Origin of the sequence: Robertmurraya dakarensis (assembly GCF_900156875.1) — a bacterium.
In the GTDB taxonomy this organism is placed as follows: domain Bacteria; phylum Bacillota; class Bacilli; order Bacillales; family Cytobacillaceae; genus Robertmurraya; species Robertmurraya dakarensis.
In genome coordinates, this window is sequence record NZ_LT707408.1 from 1,407,750 (window position 1) to 1,427,026 (window position 19,277).

General features: G+C 37.3%; 22 protein-coding genes. 18 read left to right on the forward strand and 4 right to left on the reverse strand.

What is annotated here, in order from left to right; genetic code table 11:
• Positions 1-91 precede the first annotated feature (91 nt).
• The gene (locus CZ487_RS08045; RefSeq protein WP_077211604.1) at positions 92-538 is read left to right on the forward strand and encodes a hypothetical protein; all 447 of its coding nucleotides are present in this window, start codon (positions 92-94) and stop codon (positions 536-538) included.
• A 131-nt stretch (positions 539-669) separates the two neighbouring features.
• Positions 670-1,053: a hypothetical protein gene (locus tag CZ487_RS08050; protein WP_202617797.1), complete on the forward strand. Its 384-nt coding sequence runs from the start codon at positions 670-672 to the stop codon at positions 1,051-1,053.
• Positions 1,054-1,096: 43 nt separating this feature from the next.
• Here CZ487_RS08050 and mreBH read toward each other — a convergent pair whose 3' ends face one another.
• Positions 1,097-2,104, reverse strand: coding sequence for a rod-share determining protein MreBH (mreBH, locus tag CZ487_RS08055; protein WP_077211605.1), 1,008 nt, complete (start codon positions 2,102-2,104; stop codon positions 1,097-1,099).
• 293 nt (positions 2,105-2,397) lie between these two features.
• Between mreBH and miaA the strand changes: the two genes are divergently transcribed.
• The 7 genes from miaA (at position 2,398) to glnA (ending at position 9,500) form a co-directional block, all read left to right on the forward strand.
• Positions 2,398-3,360, forward strand: a complete 963-nt coding sequence (miaA, locus tag CZ487_RS08060; protein WP_077211606.1) for a tRNA (adenosine(37)-N6)-dimethylallyltransferase MiaA — start codon at positions 2,398-2,400, stop codon at positions 3,358-3,360.
• 28 nt (positions 3,361-3,388) lie between these two features.
• Entirely contained in the window at positions 3,389-3,640 is a 252-nt protein-coding gene (gene hfq, locus CZ487_RS08065; protein WP_077211607.1) for an RNA chaperone Hfq, read from the forward strand.
• A 315-nt stretch (positions 3,641-3,955) separates the two neighbouring features.
• A complete protein-coding gene (gene spoVK / locus CZ487_RS08070; protein WP_077211608.1) occupies positions 3,956-4,903 on the forward strand; it encodes a stage V sporulation protein K in 948 nt (315 codons plus the stop codon).
• 137 nt (positions 4,904-5,040) lie between these two features.
• Positions 5,041-6,297 (forward strand): GTPase HflX, encoded by a 1,257-nt coding sequence (gene hflX / locus CZ487_RS08075; protein WP_237562816.1) that lies wholly within the window; start codon positions 5,041-5,043, stop codon positions 6,295-6,297.
• A gap of 14 nt (positions 6,298-6,311) precedes the next feature.
• A complete protein-coding gene (locus CZ487_RS08080; RefSeq protein WP_077211610.1) occupies positions 6,312-7,583 on the forward strand; it encodes a methionine gamma-lyase family protein in 1,272 nt (423 codons plus the stop codon).
• 145 nt (positions 7,584-7,728) lie between these two features.
• The gene (locus CZ487_RS08085) at positions 7,729-8,136 is read left to right on the forward strand and encodes a MerR family transcriptional regulator (protein WP_077211611.1); all 408 of its coding nucleotides are present in this window, start codon (positions 7,729-7,731) and stop codon (positions 8,134-8,136) included.
• 29 nt (positions 8,137-8,165) lie between these two features.
• Positions 8,166-9,500 (forward strand): type I glutamate--ammonia ligase, encoded by a 1,335-nt coding sequence (gene glnA, locus CZ487_RS08090; protein WP_077211612.1) that lies wholly within the window; start codon positions 8,166-8,168, stop codon positions 9,498-9,500.
• Positions 9,501-9,591: 91 nt separating this feature from the next.
• Here the strand turns inward: glnA and CZ487_RS08095 are convergent, their stop codons facing one another.
• Positions 9,592-10,368: a S1C family serine protease gene (locus CZ487_RS08095; RefSeq protein ID WP_077211613.1), complete on the reverse strand. Its 777-nt coding sequence runs from the start codon at positions 10,366-10,368 to the stop codon at positions 9,592-9,594.
• Positions 10,369-11,143: 775 nt separating this feature from the next.
• Entirely contained in the window at positions 11,144-11,767 is a 624-nt protein-coding gene (gene lexA, locus CZ487_RS08105; protein ID WP_077211615.1) for a transcriptional repressor LexA, read from the reverse strand.
• A 164-nt stretch (positions 11,768-11,931) separates the two neighbouring features.
• On the opposite strand from lexA, the gene yneA reads away from it, so the two are divergent.
• From yneA to CZ487_RS08150, 9 genes are all read left to right on the forward strand, one after another.
• On the forward strand, positions 11,932-12,255 hold the full coding sequence (gene yneA / locus CZ487_RS08110; RefSeq protein ID WP_077211616.1) for a cell division suppressor protein YneA: 324 nt from the start codon (positions 11,932-11,934) through the stop codon (positions 12,253-12,255).
• Between the two features lie 12 nt (positions 12,256-12,267).
• A complete protein-coding gene (locus tag CZ487_RS08115; RefSeq protein ID WP_077211617.1) occupies positions 12,268-12,918 on the forward strand; it encodes a YneB family resolvase-like protein in 651 nt (216 codons plus the stop codon).
• Between the two features lie 130 nt (positions 12,919-13,048).
• A complete protein-coding gene (locus CZ487_RS08120) occupies positions 13,049-13,282 on the forward strand; it encodes a DUF896 domain-containing protein (RefSeq protein WP_077211618.1) in 234 nt (77 codons plus the stop codon).
• Between the two features lie 224 nt (positions 13,283-13,506).
• On the forward strand, positions 13,507-15,513 hold the full coding sequence (gene tkt / locus CZ487_RS08125) for a transketolase (protein WP_077211619.1): 2,007 nt from the start codon (positions 13,507-13,509) through the stop codon (positions 15,511-15,513).
• Positions 15,514-15,742: 229 nt separating this feature from the next.
• Positions 15,743-16,180 carry a sporulation inhibitor of replication protein SirA gene (gene sirA / locus CZ487_RS08130; protein WP_077211620.1) on the forward strand — a complete coding sequence of 146 codons (438 nt, stop codon included), beginning with the start codon at positions 15,743-15,745 and terminating at the stop codon, positions 16,178-16,180.
• A gap of 85 nt (positions 16,181-16,265) precedes the next feature.
• Entirely contained in the window at positions 16,266-16,481 is a 216-nt protein-coding gene (locus tag CZ487_RS08135; RefSeq protein ID WP_077211621.1) for a YneF family protein, read from the forward strand.
• A gap of 332 nt (positions 16,482-16,813) precedes the next feature.
• A complete protein-coding gene (locus CZ487_RS08140; RefSeq protein WP_077211622.1) occupies positions 16,814-17,521 on the forward strand; it encodes a cytochrome c biogenesis CcdA family protein in 708 nt (235 codons plus the stop codon).
• Positions 17,522-17,596: 75 nt separating this feature from the next.
• A complete protein-coding gene (locus tag CZ487_RS08145; RefSeq protein ID WP_077211623.1) occupies positions 17,597-17,956 on the forward strand; it encodes a response regulator in 360 nt (119 codons plus the stop codon).
• Between the two features lie 171 nt (positions 17,957-18,127).
• Complete coding sequence (locus CZ487_RS08150; RefSeq protein ID WP_077211624.1) at positions 18,128-18,616, forward strand: CcdC family protein; 489 nt, start codon at positions 18,128-18,130, stop codon at positions 18,614-18,616.
• A 35-nt stretch (positions 18,617-18,651) separates the two neighbouring features.
• Here CZ487_RS08150 and CZ487_RS08155 read toward each other — a convergent pair whose 3' ends face one another.
• On the reverse strand, positions 18,652-19,080 hold the full coding sequence (locus CZ487_RS08155; protein ID WP_077211625.1) for a DUF2621 family protein: 429 nt from the start codon (positions 19,078-19,080) through the stop codon (positions 18,652-18,654).
• Positions 19,081-19,277 lie beyond the last annotated feature (197 nt).

Below are 19,277 nucleotides of genomic sequence, written 5' to 3' on the forward strand. Positions count from 1 at the left end.
AATTAATATCTGTAGACGTACTAATTATTTCCTAACCAAGTGTTGAAATATTCACTACTTAAAAAGTCTAAGAAACAATGGGGGTGAATAAATGTCTGTAGTTTTGTTGATAGGAGCAGCAACTGCTTTCATTTTAATTGTTTTTGCTATTTTGGTTACGGTCAAAAATAAAGAAGAAGAGGGTGAAACAATGATTCGTCATTTATACACATATTTGGTGTTGTTTGCAACACTTATGATGGTGATTGGAGGGGGCATTTCAATATTTATGGCAAGTGCTGATCTAATTAGTCCTCCATCTTATTATCAAAGTTATTCTGATTTTAAGATGATGAAAGAATCAGGAAAAATGGAAGGTAATAAGGAAGAAGTAAGTGAAGAGGAGCTAATGAAGGAATATGAACAAATAGTTGAAGACCAGAAAAACCGCCAACGTGAAAATGCTAAGAACCAGATTATCAAAAGCCTTGGTTTTATTGTCATTCCATTACCTATCTTTATCTATTTCAATCGGATGAGGAGAAAGATAGTCGAATAAGAAGGAAAAAACTCCTGTTGCTGTTTTTCAGTAATATTTAGGTGAGCCCAAATAGGTTGTACACCACTTCCATCTCTACTGTGAACGACATACACTAGATTGACTCTAGTTAAAGAGAGGGAGGAATGCGCATGTTTATGAATCGACAAGATTTAGAGATGCAAAGACAATATGGTTATGGATACGGTGATTTCGGAGGCTTTCCCCCAGCTTATGGAAGCTACGGTCCTAGTTATGGCTACCCAGGCGTAGGTTATGGATATCAAGGCTACGGCCCAGGGTACGGTCCAGGCTACGGCCCAGGTTATGGCGGCTATGGGTTCCCTTCTGGAGGAGGGTACGGAGGCTTTGGCTCTGGACTTGGAGCCGGGTTATTAGGGTTTGGTGCAGGTTTATTAGGAGGATCTCTATTAGATGGGTCTTTCGGCCAAAGTGGACACCACGGACATGGTGGACATCACGGTCATCATGGACATCATGGACACCACGGAAATAGACATCAACGATTCTATTAAAATAAAAGGACGCCCATTGGGTGTCCTTTTAGCAATTCAATAATTATTTAGCTGCGTGCTGCAATTTATCGATAAACTTTAATGCTTTTCCAGTTCCAATCGCCACGGATTCCAGCGGGCTCGGAGCTAACTCTACAGGAACGAATATTTCTTCACTAATCCATTCCCGTAAGCCGTTTAATAAGGAGCCTCCACCGGAAAGGATAACGCCTCGATCCACAATGTCACCGCTGAGTTCTGCTGGGCTATCCTCCAATGTTGCACGAAGCGCTTCTAAGATGTGGAGCATAGATTCTTTTAGGGTGTCTCTAATTTCTACGGAAGTAAGTGTGATAGTCTTTGGTAATCCTGTAACTAAATCACGACCTCTTATCTCCATGGTTAGTACTTCGTGGTCGATGGGGGCATAACCGATTTCTTTCTTAATTTCTTCAGCGGTTCTCTCCCCAATTAACACATTATACTCTTTCCGGACGAACTGGATAATATCGTCATCTAAGCGGTCGCCGCCTACTTTAATAGAATGGCATGCTACGACACCGCCAAACGAAATAATTGCTACTTCTGTAGATCCTCCACCTATATCTACCACAACATTTGCTACAGGTTCGTCAACTGGAAGCCCTGCCCCAATTGCTGCAGCAACCGGTTCTTCAATTAAAATAACCTTCTTAGCTCCTGCATTCCGTACAGCATCCTGTATCGCACGTCTATCCACACTTGTTGAACCAGATGGCGTACAGACGACAACATTAGGCTTTCGTAACGTCATCCCTATATTTTTAGAAACCTTTTTCATGATCGCTTTTAGCATCTCTGTTGTTACTTCGTAATCTGCGATTACTCCGTCCTTGAGAGGGCGAATGGCTACAATTCTGCCAGGGGTCTTGCCTATCATCATTTTTGCTTCATGGCCAACAGCTAGAACTTTTTTTGACTCTGTATCTATGGCAACAACAGAGGGCTCGTCCAAAATAATACCTTTATTTTTACTATATACCAAAATATTAGCTGTACCTAAATCAATTCCAATTTCAGTTGTTGCAAGCATTCTTTTTCCCACCAATTCTAATTTATGTTTCAACTATTCATTAAACAGCACTATACTGTTCTATTAAGGTACCATGAATATGGGGGTGAAAGTGAGATTGTTATACAATCGTTAACAAAATGCAATCTTTGATGTAAACATTGGAAAATTTGGAAGAGGTTGATTAGAGACTAGAAAATTGGTTATAATGCATAGATGTTATATAATTTAATTATTGACTGATTTTTACATACGAGAGAGAAAAATGGTATACTTTTTTTAGTAATTAAGACAATAGAAAGTCGTGGGGAATATTGGACAAAAAAGAAAAGCTGCTTGTGATTATTGGTCCTACTGCAGTCGGAAAGACAAAGCTAAGCATAGAACTTGCGAAGAAATTTAATGGTGAAGTAATTAGCGGGGATTCAATGCAGATTTATAGAGGAATGGATATTGGTACTGCCAAAATAACACCTGCAGAGATGGAGGGAGTTCCGCATCATTTACTCGATATCCGCAATCCTGAAGAACCCTTTTCAGTTGCTGAATTCCAAGAGCTTGTCCGAAAAAAAATAACGGAAATTACAAGTAGAGGAAACCTTCCTATGATTGTAGGCGGTACAGGGCTGTATATTCAGTCAGTTATCTATGATTATCGTTTTTCTGATGCTGCTTCTGATGAACATTTTCGCAAAAGGCTGGAAAAAAAAGCGCAGGAAGAGGGAAATAGTGAGATACATAAGATGCTTTCTCAAGTAGATCCTCAAGGAGCAGAAAAAATCCACCCAAATAATGTTCGAAGAGTGATTAGAGCATTGGAGATCTATCATTGCACTGGAAAGACGGCTTCGCAAGTGCAAGAATCGCAGATGCCTGAACATCTTTATGAAGAGGCTTTGATTGGACTAACGATGGAACGGGAAAAGCTCTACAATAGAATTAATGATCGCGTTAATCAAATGATGGAACAAGGACTTCTTGAGGAGGTAAAGTCTCTTTACCAATCAGGACTGAAGAGCTGTCAATCAATCCAAGCAATTGGATATAAAGAACTTTATGATTATTTTGATGAAAAAAATACTTTAGAAGATGCGGTTGAACAGCTAAAGCAAAATTCCCGCCGATATGCTAAAAGACAGTTAACATGGTTTCGAAATAAGATGAATGTAGAGTGGTTCGATATGACAGATGTAACGAATGAAGCAATTTTACATAAAAAAATTGAGGAAATTTCTAACTATATTGAAGGAAAGCTAGAAATTAAATCGAATAATTAATAATAGAGATAAAAGAGGAGGATACACGATGAAACAATCCATTAATATTCAAGACCAGTTTTTGAATCAGCTCCGCAAAGATGGTACCAGTGTTACAGTATTTTTATTAAACGGGTTTCAATTAAGAGGACAAATTAAGGGCTTTGATAACTTTACGGTTCTATTTGAATCGGAAGGAAAGCAACAGCTTGTATATAAGCATGCCATTTCTACATTTGCGCCGCAAAGAAATGTACAAATTGACTTAGAGGTTCCGCAACAAGCACAACAACAATCATAAATATAAGCGGTAAGGGAACTCTCCGGGACAGCTTAAGAAACCTGGATTATCTCAATGTACAATGATTAGAAAACTTCATATTCAATATATGATCTCTTGAGAAAAAACTTCCATTTCTATTGAAATGGAAGTTTTTTGTGTTACAGCTTATAGGAGAAAACATCAAAATAGAAACTTTTTTAATGATTTTAGGGTGTACTGAATACATATTAATAAGCTGTTTATTCAATGGTTCAGAATATGAAAATAAATGGGCTTCTGTCACAAATGCAGCAAGACTTGCGTATACTGTTTTAGAATTGTGAGGTGAAAGCTTTGGACCAACCATTCCGCATGAAAAATAACGGACAAATTAGTATTGTACTTAATTCACAAAAAAGGAAAAACATAGCGAAAGAACTGCCAGATACGAAAGTTGTTCCAAAGGTCATTCCTCCTGAGCATACAGCGTTGAAGGAAATTGAAGAGGAACTGGGTGCACTTGTAGGGATGGAGGAAATGAAAAAAACAATTAAAGAAATTTATGCATGGATTTATGTAAATAAAAAGCGTGAAGAAGCAGGCTTGAAAGCAGGGAAACAAGCTCTTCATATGATGTTTAAAGGAAATCCAGGAACCGGGAAAACAACAGTGGCAAGGCTTATTGGTAAACTATTTCAAAAAATGAATGTTCTTTCGAAGGGACATCTGATTGAAGCAGAACGAGCCGACTTAGTTGGTGAGTATATTGGTCATACAGCTCAAAAAACAAGAGATTTGATAAAAAAGGCGATGGGCGGAATACTGTTTGTGGATGAAGCTTACTCTCTAGGACGCGGAGGAGAGAAGGACTTTGGAAAAGAGGCCATAGATACAATGGTGAAGCATATGGAAGATAAACAGCATGACTTCATCTTAATACTAGCCGGTTATTCTCGGGAAATGGACCAGTTTTTAAATCTGAACCCTGGATTGCATTCCCGGTTTCCGCTAGTCGTTGATTTTCCTGATTATACAATTGATCAGTTAATGGAAATTGGAGAAAAAATGTTGGTAGAAAAAGAATATGTCTTAAGCCATGAGGCAGAAAAGAAACTCCGTGAGCACTTATTTTGGGTAAAAGCTGCACATACAAACAGCTTTTCCAATGGAAGATATATGAGAAATATTATCGAAAAATCAATAAGAGCTCAATCGATGAGATTGTTAATGAGCAATAACTATGACCGCCACGATCTCATGACGATTAGGAGCAATGATCTCGTATTTGATACTGAGGACTAAGGGAGGATTCAGAACACTTTTCTGAGTCCTCTCTTTATGTTTTTAATCATTCTTTTTGCGATTTAGGAGAAATTAGTGTTACAAAACCTTTTTTGTTATGATGTTCTCATGGAAATAAAGCGATGGGGGGATTTTACTTGACTGAACAGACTGTATTGGAAAAGGTCATTATCGTCGGCTGTCAAACGGTGGAAGACGATCTTCGTTATCAATATTCAATTGATGAATTGCAATCGTTGACAGAAACAGCAAAAGCAAAGGTTGTGGCAACCTTAACGCAAAAGAGAGAAAAAATTCATCCATCAACATACATAGGCAAGGGGAAAGTAGAAGAATTAAAAGCACTAGAAGACGAACTTGAGGCAGAATTAATTATCTTTAATGATGAGTTATCGCCAAGCCAAGTTAGAAACTTATCATCGTATATTAACGCAAGAATCATTGATCGTACGCAATTAATTTTAGATATTTTTGCGCAGAGAGCACGTTCGAAGGAAGGAAAACTGCAGGTAGAGCTAGCTCAACTCCAATATTTACTGCCAAGGTTAGGTGGACAAGGAACACAGCTTTCAAGATTAGGTGCTGGAATTGGAACAAGAGGGCCGGGTGAAACTCAGCTTGAAACGGACAGGCGGCACATCAGAAGACGGATTGATGATATCAAAACACAGCTATCCGTTATTGTGAAACACCGAGATCGGTATCGAGAAAGAAGAAAGAAAAATAAGGCTTTTCAAATAGCCCTCGTTGGATATACGAATGCTGGTAAATCTACCTTATTTAATCGATTAGCAGAAGCAGATTCTTTTGAAGAAAATCAATTATTTGCGACGCTTGATCCGTTAACAAGGAAATTGATATTACCTAGCGGCTTCACTGTACTTCTGACAGATACCGTTGGTTTTATTCAAGACCTGCCGACAACGCTTATCGCAGCATTCCGATCAACGTTGGAAGAAGTTAGGGAAGCTGATTTGCTGCTTCATGTAGTCGATATGTCAAGTCCAGATTATTTTCAGCATGAACAAACCGTTCATAAGCTTTTGGAAGAATTGGAAATTCACCAAATACCTCAGCTGACGGTATATAATAAGAAAGATTTGATGCATATGGATTTTGTACCTTCGGCAAAAACAGAATCCATACAGATTAGTGCTCTCAATGAATCCGATCAAAGCGTGCTAAAGAATCAAATTGAAAGAATGGTAATCGATAGCATGGAAAGCTATCATGTTGAAGTTCCTTCGACTGAAGGGAAGCTCCTCTCCCAATTAAAAAATGAAACGATCCTGCGGGAACTAACTTTTAATGAAGAGAAGCAGATTTATTTGTGTAAAGGTTATGCGCCTGCTGACCATCAAATTTATGGACAGCTTAACAAGTATTCGAAATAGATAGGAGAAACAACATGTTTAAGTCATTAAAGTATGGGGAAACACTACAAAAATTAGTTGAAGAGGTAGAGAGGCAGAATGCGCCTCTCTACAAAGAAGTGGATGAGAGAATCGATTCTAATCAATTTCGGGTTCTCACCAGTTTTCAGAATCATCGAATCAGTGACTCTCATTTTATCCCGTCTACAGGCTACGGGTATGATGATATCGGAAGAGATTCTTTGGAAAATGTATATGCAGAGGTATTCGGCGGTGAGGCCGGTATGGTTAGACCTCAAATTATTTCAGGCACTCATGCCATTTCAATTGCCTTATTTGGAGTTCTTAGACCTGGTGATGAATTATTGTATATTACCGGTAGTCCATACGACACCCTTGAAGAAATAGTCGGAATTAGAGGAAATGGGGTCGGTTCTTTAAAAGAGTTTGGGATCGGATACAATAGTATCCCTTTAAATGATGCAGGAGGTGTCGACTTTCCTGCAGTGCAAAAGGCAATAAAGGACAACACTAAGATGATCGGGATTCAGAGGTCCAAGGGTTATGCCGATCGTCCATCTTTTACGATTCAAGATATTAAAGAAATGATCTCTTTTGTGAAGGAAATAAAATCGGATATTGTTGTTTTTGTCGATAATTGTTATGGTGAATTCGTAGAAGAGCTTGAGCCATGTCATGTTGGTGCCGACTTAATAGCGGGATCACTGATAAAAAACCCTGGCGGGGGTTTAGCGAAAACGGGTGGATACATAGTAGGAAAAGAAAAATATGTGGAGGCATGTTCATACAGGTTGACATCTCCAGGGATTGGGAAAGAAGCAGGAGCGTCTTTGTATAGTTTGCAGGAAATGTATCAAGGTTTCTTTATGGCGCCGCATATTGTCGGTCAAGCTGTAAAAGGGGCTATTTTTACGTCTGCTTTGTTAGAAAGACTTGGAATGAAGACTCATCCTAGATGGGATGCGAAAAGAACAGACCTTATCCAATCTGTTCAGTTTGATGACAAGGATAAGATGGTGGCCTTCTGCCAAGCGATTCAATTTGCTTCTCCGATCAATTCACATGTTACTCCATATCCAAGCTATATGCCAGGTTATGAAGATGATGTGATTATGGCAGCAGGAACCTTTATTCAAGGAGCGAGTATTGAGCTGACAGCAGATGGTCCAACTCGTCCGCCATTTATAGCTTATGTTCAAGGTGGATTAACCTATTCACATGTAAAGATGGCGGTTTGTATTGCGCTAAATACATTGTTAGAAAGAGGATTAATTGAATTGAATTAGAGAATCGTATATACGAATCTATTGTCTCAATAAGTATAGAAAAATAATTTTATTTTTTATGTTATAAAACATAACATTGTGTTGACAGATAATCTAACAATACATATAATGAGAATATAATAGAAAACATGAAGGAGCTAATTAAATGAGCGGAAGCGAAATTCGTCGTACGATGCCACTTTTTCCAATCGGGATTGTGATGCAGCTGACAGATCTCACCGCAAGGCAGATTCGTTATTACGAAGAGCACGAATTGATTACTCCGGCAAGAACAGAAGGAAACAGAAGAATGTTTTCTCTGAATGATATTGACTTGTTGTTAGAAATTAAAGATCTTATCGACCAAGGTGTCAATCTTGCTGGGATCAAACAATTATTCTCTGCTAAGAATGAAAAGCCAGCAGCCGAAGAGGCTAAGAAAGAGGATGAAAAAGTTAGACGTGAATTATCTGACGATGAATTAAGGAAACTCCTTAGAACTGAGCTAATGCAAGCAGGGCGCTTTAATCGTTCATCATTGCGTGCAGGTGATATGTCTCGCTTTTTTCACTAATAAATGAATAGAAATGGAGAGGATTTACAATGGGAAAGTATACAAAAGATGATATTAGAAGATTGGCAACAGAAGAAAATGTTAAGTTTATTCGCCTGCAATTTACAGATATTCTAGGAACAATCAAAAACGTTGAAATTCCAATTAGCCAATTAGAAAAAGCATTAGATAATAAGATGATGTTTGATGGATCATCTATCGAAGGGTTTGTCCGTATCGAAGAATCAGATATGTACTTATATCCAGACTTAGATACATGGGTGATTTTCCCTTGGACAGCTGAAAAAGGAAAGGTAGCCCGCCTAATCTGTGATATTTATAGTGCTGATGGTACCCCATTTGCTGGAGATCCTCGTAATAATTTAAAGCGTGTGTTAAAGGAAATGGAAGACTTAGGGTTTACAGACTTTAACTTAGGACCTGAGCCAGAGTTCTTTCTATTCAAGTTAGATGAAAAGGGTGAACCGACTCTTGAACTAAATGACAATGGCGGTTATTTTGACTTAGCTCCAACAGATCTTGGGGAAAACTGCCGTCGTGATATCGTGTTAGAGCTTGAAGAAATGGGATTTGAGATTGAAGCTTCTCACCATGAGGTTGCACCTGGGCAGCATGAAATAGATTTCAAATATGCGGATGCGATTACTGCATGTGACCAAATCCAAACATTCAAATTGGTTGTTAAGACAATTGCTCGCAAGCATGGTCTTCATGCGACATTTATGCCAAAACCATTGTTTGGTGTTAACGGTTCTGGAATGCATTGTAATGTTTCTTTATTCAAAAATGGTAAGAACGCATTCTATGATCAAACAGGCGATTTAGAATTAAGTGATACTGCTCGTCAGTTCATTGCTGGAATCATTAGCCATGCACCTAGCTTTACAGCTGTTACAAATCCAACGGTGAACTCTTACAAGCGTCTTGTACCAGGTTATGAAGCACCTTGTTACGTTGCTTGGTCAGCTCAAAACAGATCACCATTAATTCGTATTCCAGCTTCTCGCGGTATAAGTACACGCGTTGAAGTACGTAGCGTTGACCCGGCTGCAAACCCATATTTAGCAATGGCTGTCCTTCTAAGTGCTGGTTTAGATGGAATCAAAAATGGTGCTACACCACCGGCACCAGTTGACCGAAACATCTATGTAATGAGCAGAGAAGAACGCATTGAAGAAGGAATCGTTGATCTTCCGGCTACATTAGCTCAAGCTCTTGATGAACTAAAGAAAGATGAAGTAATGTTGAACGCATTAGGTGAGCATATCGTTGAGCACTTCATTGAAGCTAAAGAGATTGAATGGGATATGTTCCGTACGCAAGTACACCCATGGGAAAGAGAACAATACATGTCAATGTATTAATACAAGGAAGCCTTGGCACTTTAAGTGTCAAGGTTTTTTTATTGGGCTCATTAAAATAAAAAAGCATTCAAATAGTATGTTATGAATGCTATCAATTTATATCTTTATTGGGTAATGAATCAAGGACCTGCTCAATCGGGATGGCAAAACCTACTTCTTCGGTTGTTGATTTTGCATACACTACACCGATAACTGTACCGTTTTCACTGATCAATGGACTCCCGCTATTTCCTTTGTAGATAGGTGCTGAAAGCCTGATAACGCCGCTTTTATGAGATTCTTTCAAGATATTTCCTTCATTAACAATTTGATTATGAAAAAGCGGATTTCCAATCACGTATATATGATCTTGGACATTCCAAGCGTCTGGCTCACTAAGACTGAGATAGGGTAGTTTTTCCCCTTTAATCTCAAGGAAAGCAAGGTCTATATCGGTTTCTTCATGGATAATCTCAGCGTTCATTAATTCGCCGTTAGGAAAAATAACAGTAATTGGATACATGTCATCAACAACATGTCTGTTTGTAACAATTAATCCATCTTCAGAGATGTTAAAACCTGTTCCTTTTGAATATTGATCTTGAATGGTGACAACGGCTTCTTTATATAATTTAATATCCCCTTGCTGAGAAAGTTCATGAGATTTTTTTAAAAATTTAATAGATGCAAGGTTAACCACTTGCGGCCACACTTGATTTAGGCTGACAAGTAAAGCGATTGCCAATAAGCCCGCGATGACTCTGCGAACCAAAGCCTTTCGTTTTCTTTGACGTTCTCTTAATTCTAGATCTTCTTCATTAGGTAAAAAATCTTCCAGAGGTGGTTCATCATAGTGCTCCTCATTTTCATTATGTTCATGACGATCCATATGCACGATTTCCTCTCACCGATTATTATTCATGAATTTTCTGTCATAATTGTTATCATATATTCATTAATATGAACATTTCCTCTCTAATTATCACATAAACATCAGTATGTAAAAAAGCATTCAGTCTTGAATTGCCTGAATGCATTTAACCTTTTTTACCTTATTCTCAAAGGGTTACTCTCATTTTTTGTCTCAAGTGAAGTATCCTGCTTAATGGTAATAAGGACTTTTCTCTTTAATTCCTCTTCGAGCACATTTTCTAATGCGCTTATAAATTGTTGATCTAAACGTTCATTACCGACAATAGTTAACATGATATGATAGGTACCCGATCCTTGGGTATAAGAAAATTCAAAATCTTCAAGTTCGGTTCCATCGAAAAGAGTGAGTTTCTCTAATACTTTGTTCTCGATGATTTCCCCCGGTGTTTTATAGTATTTGAAAGCAGACCATATGTAGCCATGGAGCAGGATAATACCACCATGATGTAAAAATAAGCATCAGGTTGAGAGTCTCGTTTAATAGTGGTAAGGATTTTGGTTAATTCATGTTCAGATAACACATGCCTTTTCTTTTTACTAGTTTTGACGGTAGTATCTTCTCTGATAGTTGGCTCCATTTTTATATACCTCTCATTTCCTATATGGCTATTATACTAAGGAACTAGGTGGTATGTATTTGATGAATTTATGAAATAAGTTGGGGTTCACGATCTTCTAGCGCATAAAAAAAAGCAGACATTTGACTGCTGCTTTTTAAGAGATTCTTATAGTTAGTGAATGTGACGATAAACGCCGATTACTTTACCTAGAATGGAAACATTTCTTAAAATGATGGGTTCCATAGTAGAGTTTTCTGGCTGCAGGCGAATATAGTCCTTTTCTTTAAAAAAGCGTTTAACTGTCGCTTCATCTTCTTCTGTCATCGCAACGACAATATCCCCATTATTTGCTGTTTGCTGCTGTCTGACAATGACATAATCACCATCAAGTATTCCGGCTTCAATCATACTTTCTCCCATGATTTCAAGCATGAAAACTGATTCGTCCGCAGGTGCTAAACGTTCCGGCAATGGAAAAAACTCTTCAACATTTTCAATTGCGGTTATTGGAAGTCCTGCAGTAACCTTCCCAACAATCGGTACATTAATTACATTGCTCTTTGGAATATTGGAAGCGTCATCTATTTCCAAAATCTCAATGGCACGCGGTTTGGTTGGGTCACGGCGAATTAGTCCCTTACTTTCTAGTCTTGCAAGATGCCCATGCACGGTCGAACTTGATGCAAGACCAACAGCTTCCCCAATTTCACGCACAGATGGCGGATATCCTTTTTGCTTTACTTCTTCTTTAATAAATTCCAGAATGTCTTGCTGCCTTTTTGATAGTTTCACCATTCCAACACACCTCGTCTGGATAATCTTTGATTTATTATAGCATGTATTTCCACTGCATACAAACATAAGTTCGAATTTTTGGGTTGACAGAAACAAATGTTCGTATTAAAATCATCATTAAAGAACGAAAAACGAACATATATTCTTAATCAGAGGTGTTTGAAATGAGGAAAATCTGGAAGCGGCATTCCTATGCAATTATATTAATTCTATTAAGCTTTTCGATTACGTTAATTCTTTCAGAGAAATCTAGTGATGAAACAGATGAATACATTGCTATCAAAGTAATGGAGGGAGAAACCATTTGGGAGATTTCAGAAAGATATGCTGAGGAACATGGTCTGTCGCCTAATCAATTTATCAATTGGGTAAAGAAAACGAATGAAATTGATGAATACATTCTTGCGGGAGAGTCAATTATTATTCCAGTTTCTAAAGAAAAGTTATATGCTAATAATTACGCAAGTATAGAAAAAAATGATGAATAAAGGGAAGTTTTTATGAAAGCTATTATTTATTGCAGGGTTAGCACGAATAAAGATACACAAGAAACTTCTTTAAGAAGACAGGAAGAAGAACTGTTGGCGCTTGCTGATCGCAATAAATTCCAAGTCGTCAAAGTCATAAGGGAAAAAGCAAGCGGATATGATTTAGATAGAGAGGGAATGATTGAGCTTTTAACATTGATAAAAGACAAGGAAGTTAAGGCTGTGCTTATTCAGGATGAAACAAGACTAGGGAGAGGCAATGCTAAAATAGCGCTTTTGCATTGTATTATTAAAGAAGGCGTTACTTTATATTCAATTGCCCATAACGGACAATTGCAAATTTCTGATTCGGACTCAATGGTACTGCAAATAGTAGGAATCGTAGAGGAATATCAAAGAAAAATACATAATATTAAGATTAAAAGAGGGATGGATAAAGCCATAAAAAATGGTTACCGGCCTGAGAAAAATTTAAAAAATGTAGGAATGAACTCCGGAAGAGACAGGCTTGAGGTCCCTATTGATGAAATCATTCGTTTGAGAAAGAATGATCTTACATTTTCTGAAATAGCTGCTACTTTAAGAGGCTTCGGACATAATATTTCAAAAGCTACCGTTCACCGAAGATACAAAGAGTATGTTGATAATCTAAAGAAGGATTAGTCATAAGCTCTATACTTGTAAATATATTAGGTTTCTAGTAACATAAAGTGAACCTTCTTTTAGAAGTTTCTTTTTGTTTACCATTAAATCCATCATATTTGAATATATAGTACGATAAAGGAGCTTGGAAATGCTATCTAAGGAGAAATTAGCAAGAATTAATGAGCTGGCCAACAAAGCAAAGAATTCTCGTTTAACGGAGGAAGAAGCGAAGGAACAATCTAGACTGAGAAAAGAGTACTTACAAACTTTTCGCTCATCCATGTTAAATACGTTAAAGGGCGTAACAATCGTTGACCCTAATGGCGAAGATGTGACACCAAAAAAGTTAAAAGAATATCAAAATAAAAATCGTTTACATTAATAAGGTAATGATAGGGAATACAATACATTGTATTCCTTTTTTGTTAGGGGAGAAAATTTTTAAGATAGGTCAAATTTTGTATTTTTATAATAGTGGTTTGTAAGTAGGAATATCGGTATAATTCTCCTTTTTTTTCGTTATTATCCAATTAACCATTGTACAAAGAAACAACCCACTATAATATAAGTAAGTAGGTATACATACAATAGAAGGGATTGAACAAAATGTTTGGACAAGTTGATACTTTATCGATTAACACAATAAGAACTTTGTCAATCGATGCAATTGAGAAAGCAAATTCAGGCCATCCTGGAATGCCAATGGGAGCAGCACCGATGGCATATACACTTTGGACACGCTATATGAATATTAACCCAAAGAATCCTGAGTGGTTTAATCGTGATCGCTTTGTTTTATCTGCAGGTCATGGGTCAATGTTATTGTACAGCCTCCTTCACTTATCAGGCTATGATGTCAGCATGGATGACATTAAGGATTTCCGCCAATGGGGTAGTAAAACACCTGGCCATCCTGAATACGGGCATACTCCAGGGGTAGACGCTACAACAGGCCCATTAGGCCAAGGTATTTCAATGGCAGTTGGGATGGCTATGGCTGAACGTCATTTAGCTGCTGTATATAATAAGGATCAATATGAATTAGTAAATCATTATACATACAGTATTTGTGGTGACGGTGACTTAATGGAAGGAGTATCTGCAGAAGCAGCTTCTTTAGCAGGTCACTTAAAATTGGGCAAATTAGTGGTTCTTTATGATTCAAATGATATCTCACTAGATGGGGATTTAGATCGATCATTCTCAGAAAGTGTAGCAAAGCGTTTTGATTCATATGGTTGGCAGTACCTGCGTGTGGAAGATGGCAATGATCTTAATGAAATTGCTAAAGCTATTGAAGAAGCAAAAGGTGATGAAAATAGACCGACCTTAATTGAAGTTAGAACCATCATTGGTTATGGTTCACCGTCTAAATCTGGAAAATCTGACGTTCACGGTGCTCCTTTAGGTGCGGACGAACTTAAGCTAACTAAAGAAGCCTACAAATGGGACTTTGAAGCTGATTTTCATGTTCCAGAAGAGGTGTACGATCAGTTTAAGAAATTCACGCTTGAAAATGGTCAGAAGAAAGAAAAAGAATGGAACGATACACTTGCAGCTTATAAAAATGAGTATCCTGAATTAGGAGCTCAATTTGAAGCAGCAATGAAGGGTGAGCTAATCCAAGGATGGGATAAGGATCTCCCTGTATATGAAGAAGGTAAAAGTCTTGCTTCGCGTGCATCATCAGGAGAAGCTTTAAATGCGATTGCCAAAAATCTTCCGTACTTTGTCGGTGGATCTGCTGACCTAGCTGGTTCCAATAAGACAACAATAAAAGGAACAGATGATTTTACACCAGCTAACTATGCTGGAAGAAATATATGGTTTGGTGTACGTGAATTTGCAATGGGTGCGGCTATGAATGGTATGGCTCTTCACGGTGGAGTCAAGGTATTTGGTGGAACATTCTTTGTATTTTCTGATTATTTACGCCCAGCAATCCGTTTAGCTGCGTTAATGAAGCTTCCAGTAACCTATGTGTTTACACATGATAGTATCGCTGTTGGAGAAGATGGGCCTACACATGAGCCTGTAGAGCAATTGGCAGCACTGCGTGCAATGCCGAATATCAATGTCGTTCGTCCAGCAGATGGAAATGAAACAGCTGCAGCATGGAAAATTGCAGTTGAATCAACGGATGAACCGACCGCACTTGTCTTAACTCGTCAAAATTTACCGACGATCAAAGGTACAGATGCAAATGCTTATGAGGGAGTATCCAAAGGTGCATATGTAGTATCACCTGCAGAAAATGGTAATCCGGATGTTCTTCTTTTAGCGTCAGGATCTGAAGTTGGCCTTGCAGTGGAGGCACAGAAAGCATTGGTGAATGAGGGTATACAGGCATCTGTAGTAAGTATGCCATCATGGTACAGATTCGAAAAGCAGTCAAAAGAATATAAGGAAAGTGTTATTCCTAAAAATGTGAAAAAGCGCTTAGGTATCGAAATGGGAGCTTCATTAGGTTGGCATCGCTATACAGGAGATGAAGGAGATGTACTAGCGATTGATCAATTTGGTGCTTCTGCTCCAGGTGAAACCATTATGAAAGAATATGGTTTTACTGTTGAGAACGTCGTAGCACGAGTGAAAGCTTTATTAAATAATTAATATTTTTGAGAGACATTGGGCGTATACCAATGTCTCTCTTTAACTTTTGAGGTATAGACACGGTTCCTTTTCCTCCCTTTTTAAATGATGTTCATATATAATAATAGTACTAATAGTTGGAAATTTATGAATTCGACAAAAAAAGTGAAAATTTTTGACTTAATAGAACAAACTATTGGAATTCTTTTTACTATAATGAAAGAAAAGGGAAAAAAGGAGAGGGGATTTAGTGAGAAACTATCAAGTATATTTAATTGATGATGAATTTGCCTCCCATTACTTTGGAAGAGAAAGTATGTTTTATAAACTTTTTAAGGATTATGATAGATCTTTTGGAGATATGAAAGTCATTTTATCTAAACAGATAAATTTTATTACGAAACCAATCCCTACCTTAAGAATCCACCAAACCATTCATCAGCATCTCCAAAAAAAGCGAGGATTTCGCACAAATAAAGGTAAATACTATTACGAAATTGGAAAAAATAGCTGCGCAAATCTCGCTGTCCATGACCGTTATATAGAAATACAAGCAAGTGGAAGCTATGAATCAGAAACAGTATTTTTTGAAGTATTGCGAAAAAATGAGCATTCTTTTTTAGCGATTGACTTGAACAATGATCGTTACGGATGGTTAAAACCGATTAAGGAAAGAAAATTTGTTTAAATGTAAGAAAATCTGAGTCAAATATTGTATAATAGCATTTGGTCTAGTACACTTTATGATAGACAACATGAAGGAGGAAGTATATATGTGGACATATATTCTAGTCGGTATACTAGCTTTGCTTGCTGGTGTAGCACTAGGATTTTTCATTGCTCGTAGATACATGATGGACTACTTGAAGAAAAATCCACCAATTAACGAACAAATGCTAAAAATGATGATGATGCAAATGGGAATGAAACCTTCTCAGAAGAAAATCAATCAAATGATGCAGGCGATGAATAAGCAGCAAGGCAAGTAATAATAGATAAATCCTGCTGAACGGGCAGTTAAGCGGGATTTTTCTTGAGCATTTATATGAGCGATTCAACTAATTTAAACCACTTTTTCTTATAAGTTAGAAATAGTGGTTTTTTATGTTTCCTGCCTAATGGAGTTCAAAAACAATCGTGAATTAATTTCTTAATCATTACCTTGAGTTTTTTATAAAAGTGTCATGGAAAACTCAAGGTAATGATTGTTTTAATGGGGATAGAATTAGTTTAGACACAAACTGTTCACAGATTATTTGTTATCTTTTCATGAGGATATTTGTTAGAATGGGTAATGAATCATTAACTAGGAGTTGTTAACATGGCAGATGTGAACGTATTCCTTGCTCTTGGAGCGGGCTTCTTAAGTTTTATTTCCCCTTGTTGTTTACCGCTTTATCCTGCTTTCTTATCATACATCACAGGGATGTCTGTAGGAGAACTGAAAAATGAAAATGCCATGCTTCAAAGAAGAAGTTTATTACATACACTTTTTTTTCTACTGGGATTTTCAATAATCTTTTTGGCGTTAGGATTTAGTACGACCTTTATAGGAAGATTTTTTAGTGAATATCAAGATTTGATCCGTCAGTTAGGCGCTATTTTCATCGTCTTTTTTGGGCTTGTGATTGTAGGGTTTTTAAGTCCGGAATTTCTAATGAAGGACCGAAAATTCGAGTTTAAGAATAGACCATCTGGCTATTTTGGATCAACATTAATTGGGGTTGCTTTTGCAGCTGGATGGACACCTTGTACAGGACCAATCCTTATGTCAGTCATTGCGTTAGCAGCTACGAATCCTGGCTCAGGACTACTTTATATGGTATCTTATATACTTGGATTTGCTATCCCCTTTCTAATCCTCTCATTTTTTATTGGAAAAATGCAATGGATTCGAAAACACAATGTTATTATCATGAAAATTGGCGGTTACATCATGATTGTAATGGGGATCGTTTTATTTTTTGATTGGATGACTAAAATTATTGCGGTATTTTCTGGTTTGTTTGGCGGATTTACTGGATTTTAAATACTCGTCAATAAATTATAAATGTACGCATCTGAGAATATATGTTTAGTGTTATTGTTTTTGGGGGTAACTAAGATGGCAAGGATATTGATAGTGGATGATGCAAAGTTTATGAGACTGACTCTTACCAATATATTAATGAAAGCGGATCATGAAGTTGTAGGAGAAGGTGAAAATGGATTGGATGCGATCCGGCTTTATCGCGAGCTGCAGCCAGATTTAGTTACTTTGGACATAACCATGCCTGAGATGAGCGGTCTTGAAGCGGTGAAGGAAATAAAAAAAGAGTACCCGCAAGCAAAGATTGTTATGTGTTCCGCTATGGGACAGCAGAGAATGGTGGTAGAATCCATCGAAGCCGGAGCAAAAGACTTTATCGTGAAACCTTTTGATGAGGGAAGGGTATTAGAAGCCATTAATCGAGTTTTAAATTAATTGTCTAAAGCCATTTGAGCTTTTTGCTTAAATGGTTTTTTACATGGAAATTATGACAAGAATGAGTCTAAATCATCAAGATGATAGAAAAACAATAGCGAAACCTTTTTTCTAATAAAGAGGTTTACGATATAATGATAGTTGAAACCTATAATGTAAAGGATGACGATAATGGACATCGTTGTGATCACTTCGATCGGAGCTGTCTTCATGGCAGTATTTGCATTGTTTGTGCGGATGAAGGCGGCAAAAAAACCCGTTTCAGCCAAGAAAATAATTCTTCCTCCCATATTTATGAGTACTGGAGCATTAATGTTTATTTTTCCAATGTTTCGTGTAACTCCAATTGAAATCATAGAAGCCCTATCGGTTGGAATACTATTTTCGATTCTGCTTATAAAAACATCGAAGTTTGAAATTCGTGATAATGAAATATATTTAAAGCGTTCTCGTGCATTCATCTATATATTAATTAGCTTGTTAGCTTTACGAATAGTTGCAAAACTATATCTTAGTGCTTCAATTGAAGTAGGAGAACTAGGAGGGATGTTCTGGATCCTTGCTTTTGGCATGATTGTTCCATGGAGAGTTGCGATGTTTATTAGCTATCGCAAGCTTCAGCGCGAACTGTATGGAAACATGAACATTAAAATTTTATAGTAAAAAGGCCGGGTGTAGTGAACTCGGCCTTTTTACTAAAATAAATGATGATAAGGAGTGACATCAATTTTTTTCTCTTTTAATTTTTTTAATAGAAATTTATGATCTCGTTTTGGAGTTGCCAATATATATCCTCTGATCACGAGGTCTTCTGTCACTTTATCCTTTTTTTCATTTAGTGTTAACTCTCCGATTTTTCCAGCTATTTTTTGCCTTGCTACATCTCGAAACAATTCAGGTACAGGGCTTACTAAATCTTCTAGCAAATCTTTTTCTCTCTGTTCCCAAAGATGTCTAGTTTTACTAACATAGTACTCTTCCCAATCCATATCTGATTTGCCGTCTTCCTTAGGCATTCTTTTTAGAAATTTTCGAAACATAAAGAATCCGCCGATCGCCATAGAACCAGCAAATATTACAATCCATACTAAAATAAACCATAAAAACCAGCCTTCAAGTTGCATCACAATTCACCTACATAATAGTTCTATTCCGCTTTATTATAGACCTTAATAGCGTTGTTCTACAAGGAATTCGATGAGATAAGTAGTAAGTTCTTTTTTAGAAGAATGAAGGAGTTAAGTAGATTTACTTTTTTCGCCACATTCTCCTGCAATTTACCGGAATGTATCTATTGATACGAACTGGTTTTCCCGGTATA

Coding starts and splice junctions, on each gene's coding strand:
- CZ487_RS08045 (WP_077211604.1), top strand. CDS start 92: ATGTCTGTAGTTTTGTTGATAGGAGCAGCAACTGCTTTCATTTTAATT.
- CZ487_RS08080 (WP_077211610.1), top strand. CDS start 6,312: ATGTTTAAGTCATTAAAGTATGGGGAAACACTACAAAAATTAGTTGAA.
- tkt (WP_077211619.1), top strand. CDS start 13,507: ATGTTTGGACAAGTTGATACTTTATCGATTAACACAATAAGAACTTTG.
- CZ487_RS08115 (WP_077211617.1), top strand. CDS start 12,268: ATGAAAGCTATTATTTATTGCAGGGTTAGCACGAATAAAGATACACAA.
- CZ487_RS08150 (WP_077211624.1), top strand. CDS start 18,128: ATGGACATCGTTGTGATCACTTCGATCGGAGCTGTCTTCATGGCAGTA.
- hfq (WP_077211607.1), top strand. CDS start 3,389: ATGAAACAATCCATTAATATTCAAGACCAGTTTTTGAATCAGCTCCGC.
- glnA (WP_077211612.1), top strand. CDS start 8,166: ATGGGAAAGTATACAAAAGATGATATTAGAAGATTGGCAACAGAAGAA.
- lexA (WP_077211615.1), bottom strand. CDS start 11,767: ATGGTGAAACTATCAAAAAGGCAGCAAGACATTCTGGAATTTATTAAA.
- CZ487_RS08120 (WP_077211618.1), top strand. CDS start 13,049: ATGCTATCTAAGGAGAAATTAGCAAGAATTAATGAGCTGGCCAACAAA.
- CZ487_RS08095 (WP_077211613.1), bottom strand. CDS start 10,368: ATGGATCGTCATGAACATAATGAAAATGAGGAGCACTATGATGAACCA.
- CZ487_RS08155 (WP_077211625.1), bottom strand. CDS start 19,080: ATGCAACTTGAAGGCTGGTTTTTATGGTTTATTTTAGTATGGATTGTA.
- mreBH (WP_077211605.1), bottom strand. CDS start 2,104: ATGCTTGCAACAACTGAAATTGGAATTGATTTAGGTACAGCTAATATT.
- CZ487_RS08140 (WP_077211622.1), top strand. CDS start 16,814: ATGGCAGATGTGAACGTATTCCTTGCTCTTGGAGCGGGCTTCTTAAGT.
- CZ487_RS08085 (WP_077211611.1), top strand. CDS start 7,729: ATGAGCGGAAGCGAAATTCGTCGTACGATGCCACTTTTTCCAATCGGG.
- CZ487_RS08050 (WP_202617797.1), top strand. CDS start 670: ATGTTTATGAATCGACAAGATTTAGAGATGCAAAGACAATATGGTTAT.
- yneA (WP_077211616.1), top strand. CDS start 11,932: ATGAGGAAAATCTGGAAGCGGCATTCCTATGCAATTATATTAATTCTA.
- CZ487_RS08135 (WP_077211621.1), top strand. CDS start 16,266: ATGTGGACATATATTCTAGTCGGTATACTAGCTTTGCTTGCTGGTGTA.
- CZ487_RS08145 (WP_077211623.1), top strand. CDS start 17,597: ATGGCAAGGATATTGATAGTGGATGATGCAAAGTTTATGAGACTGACT.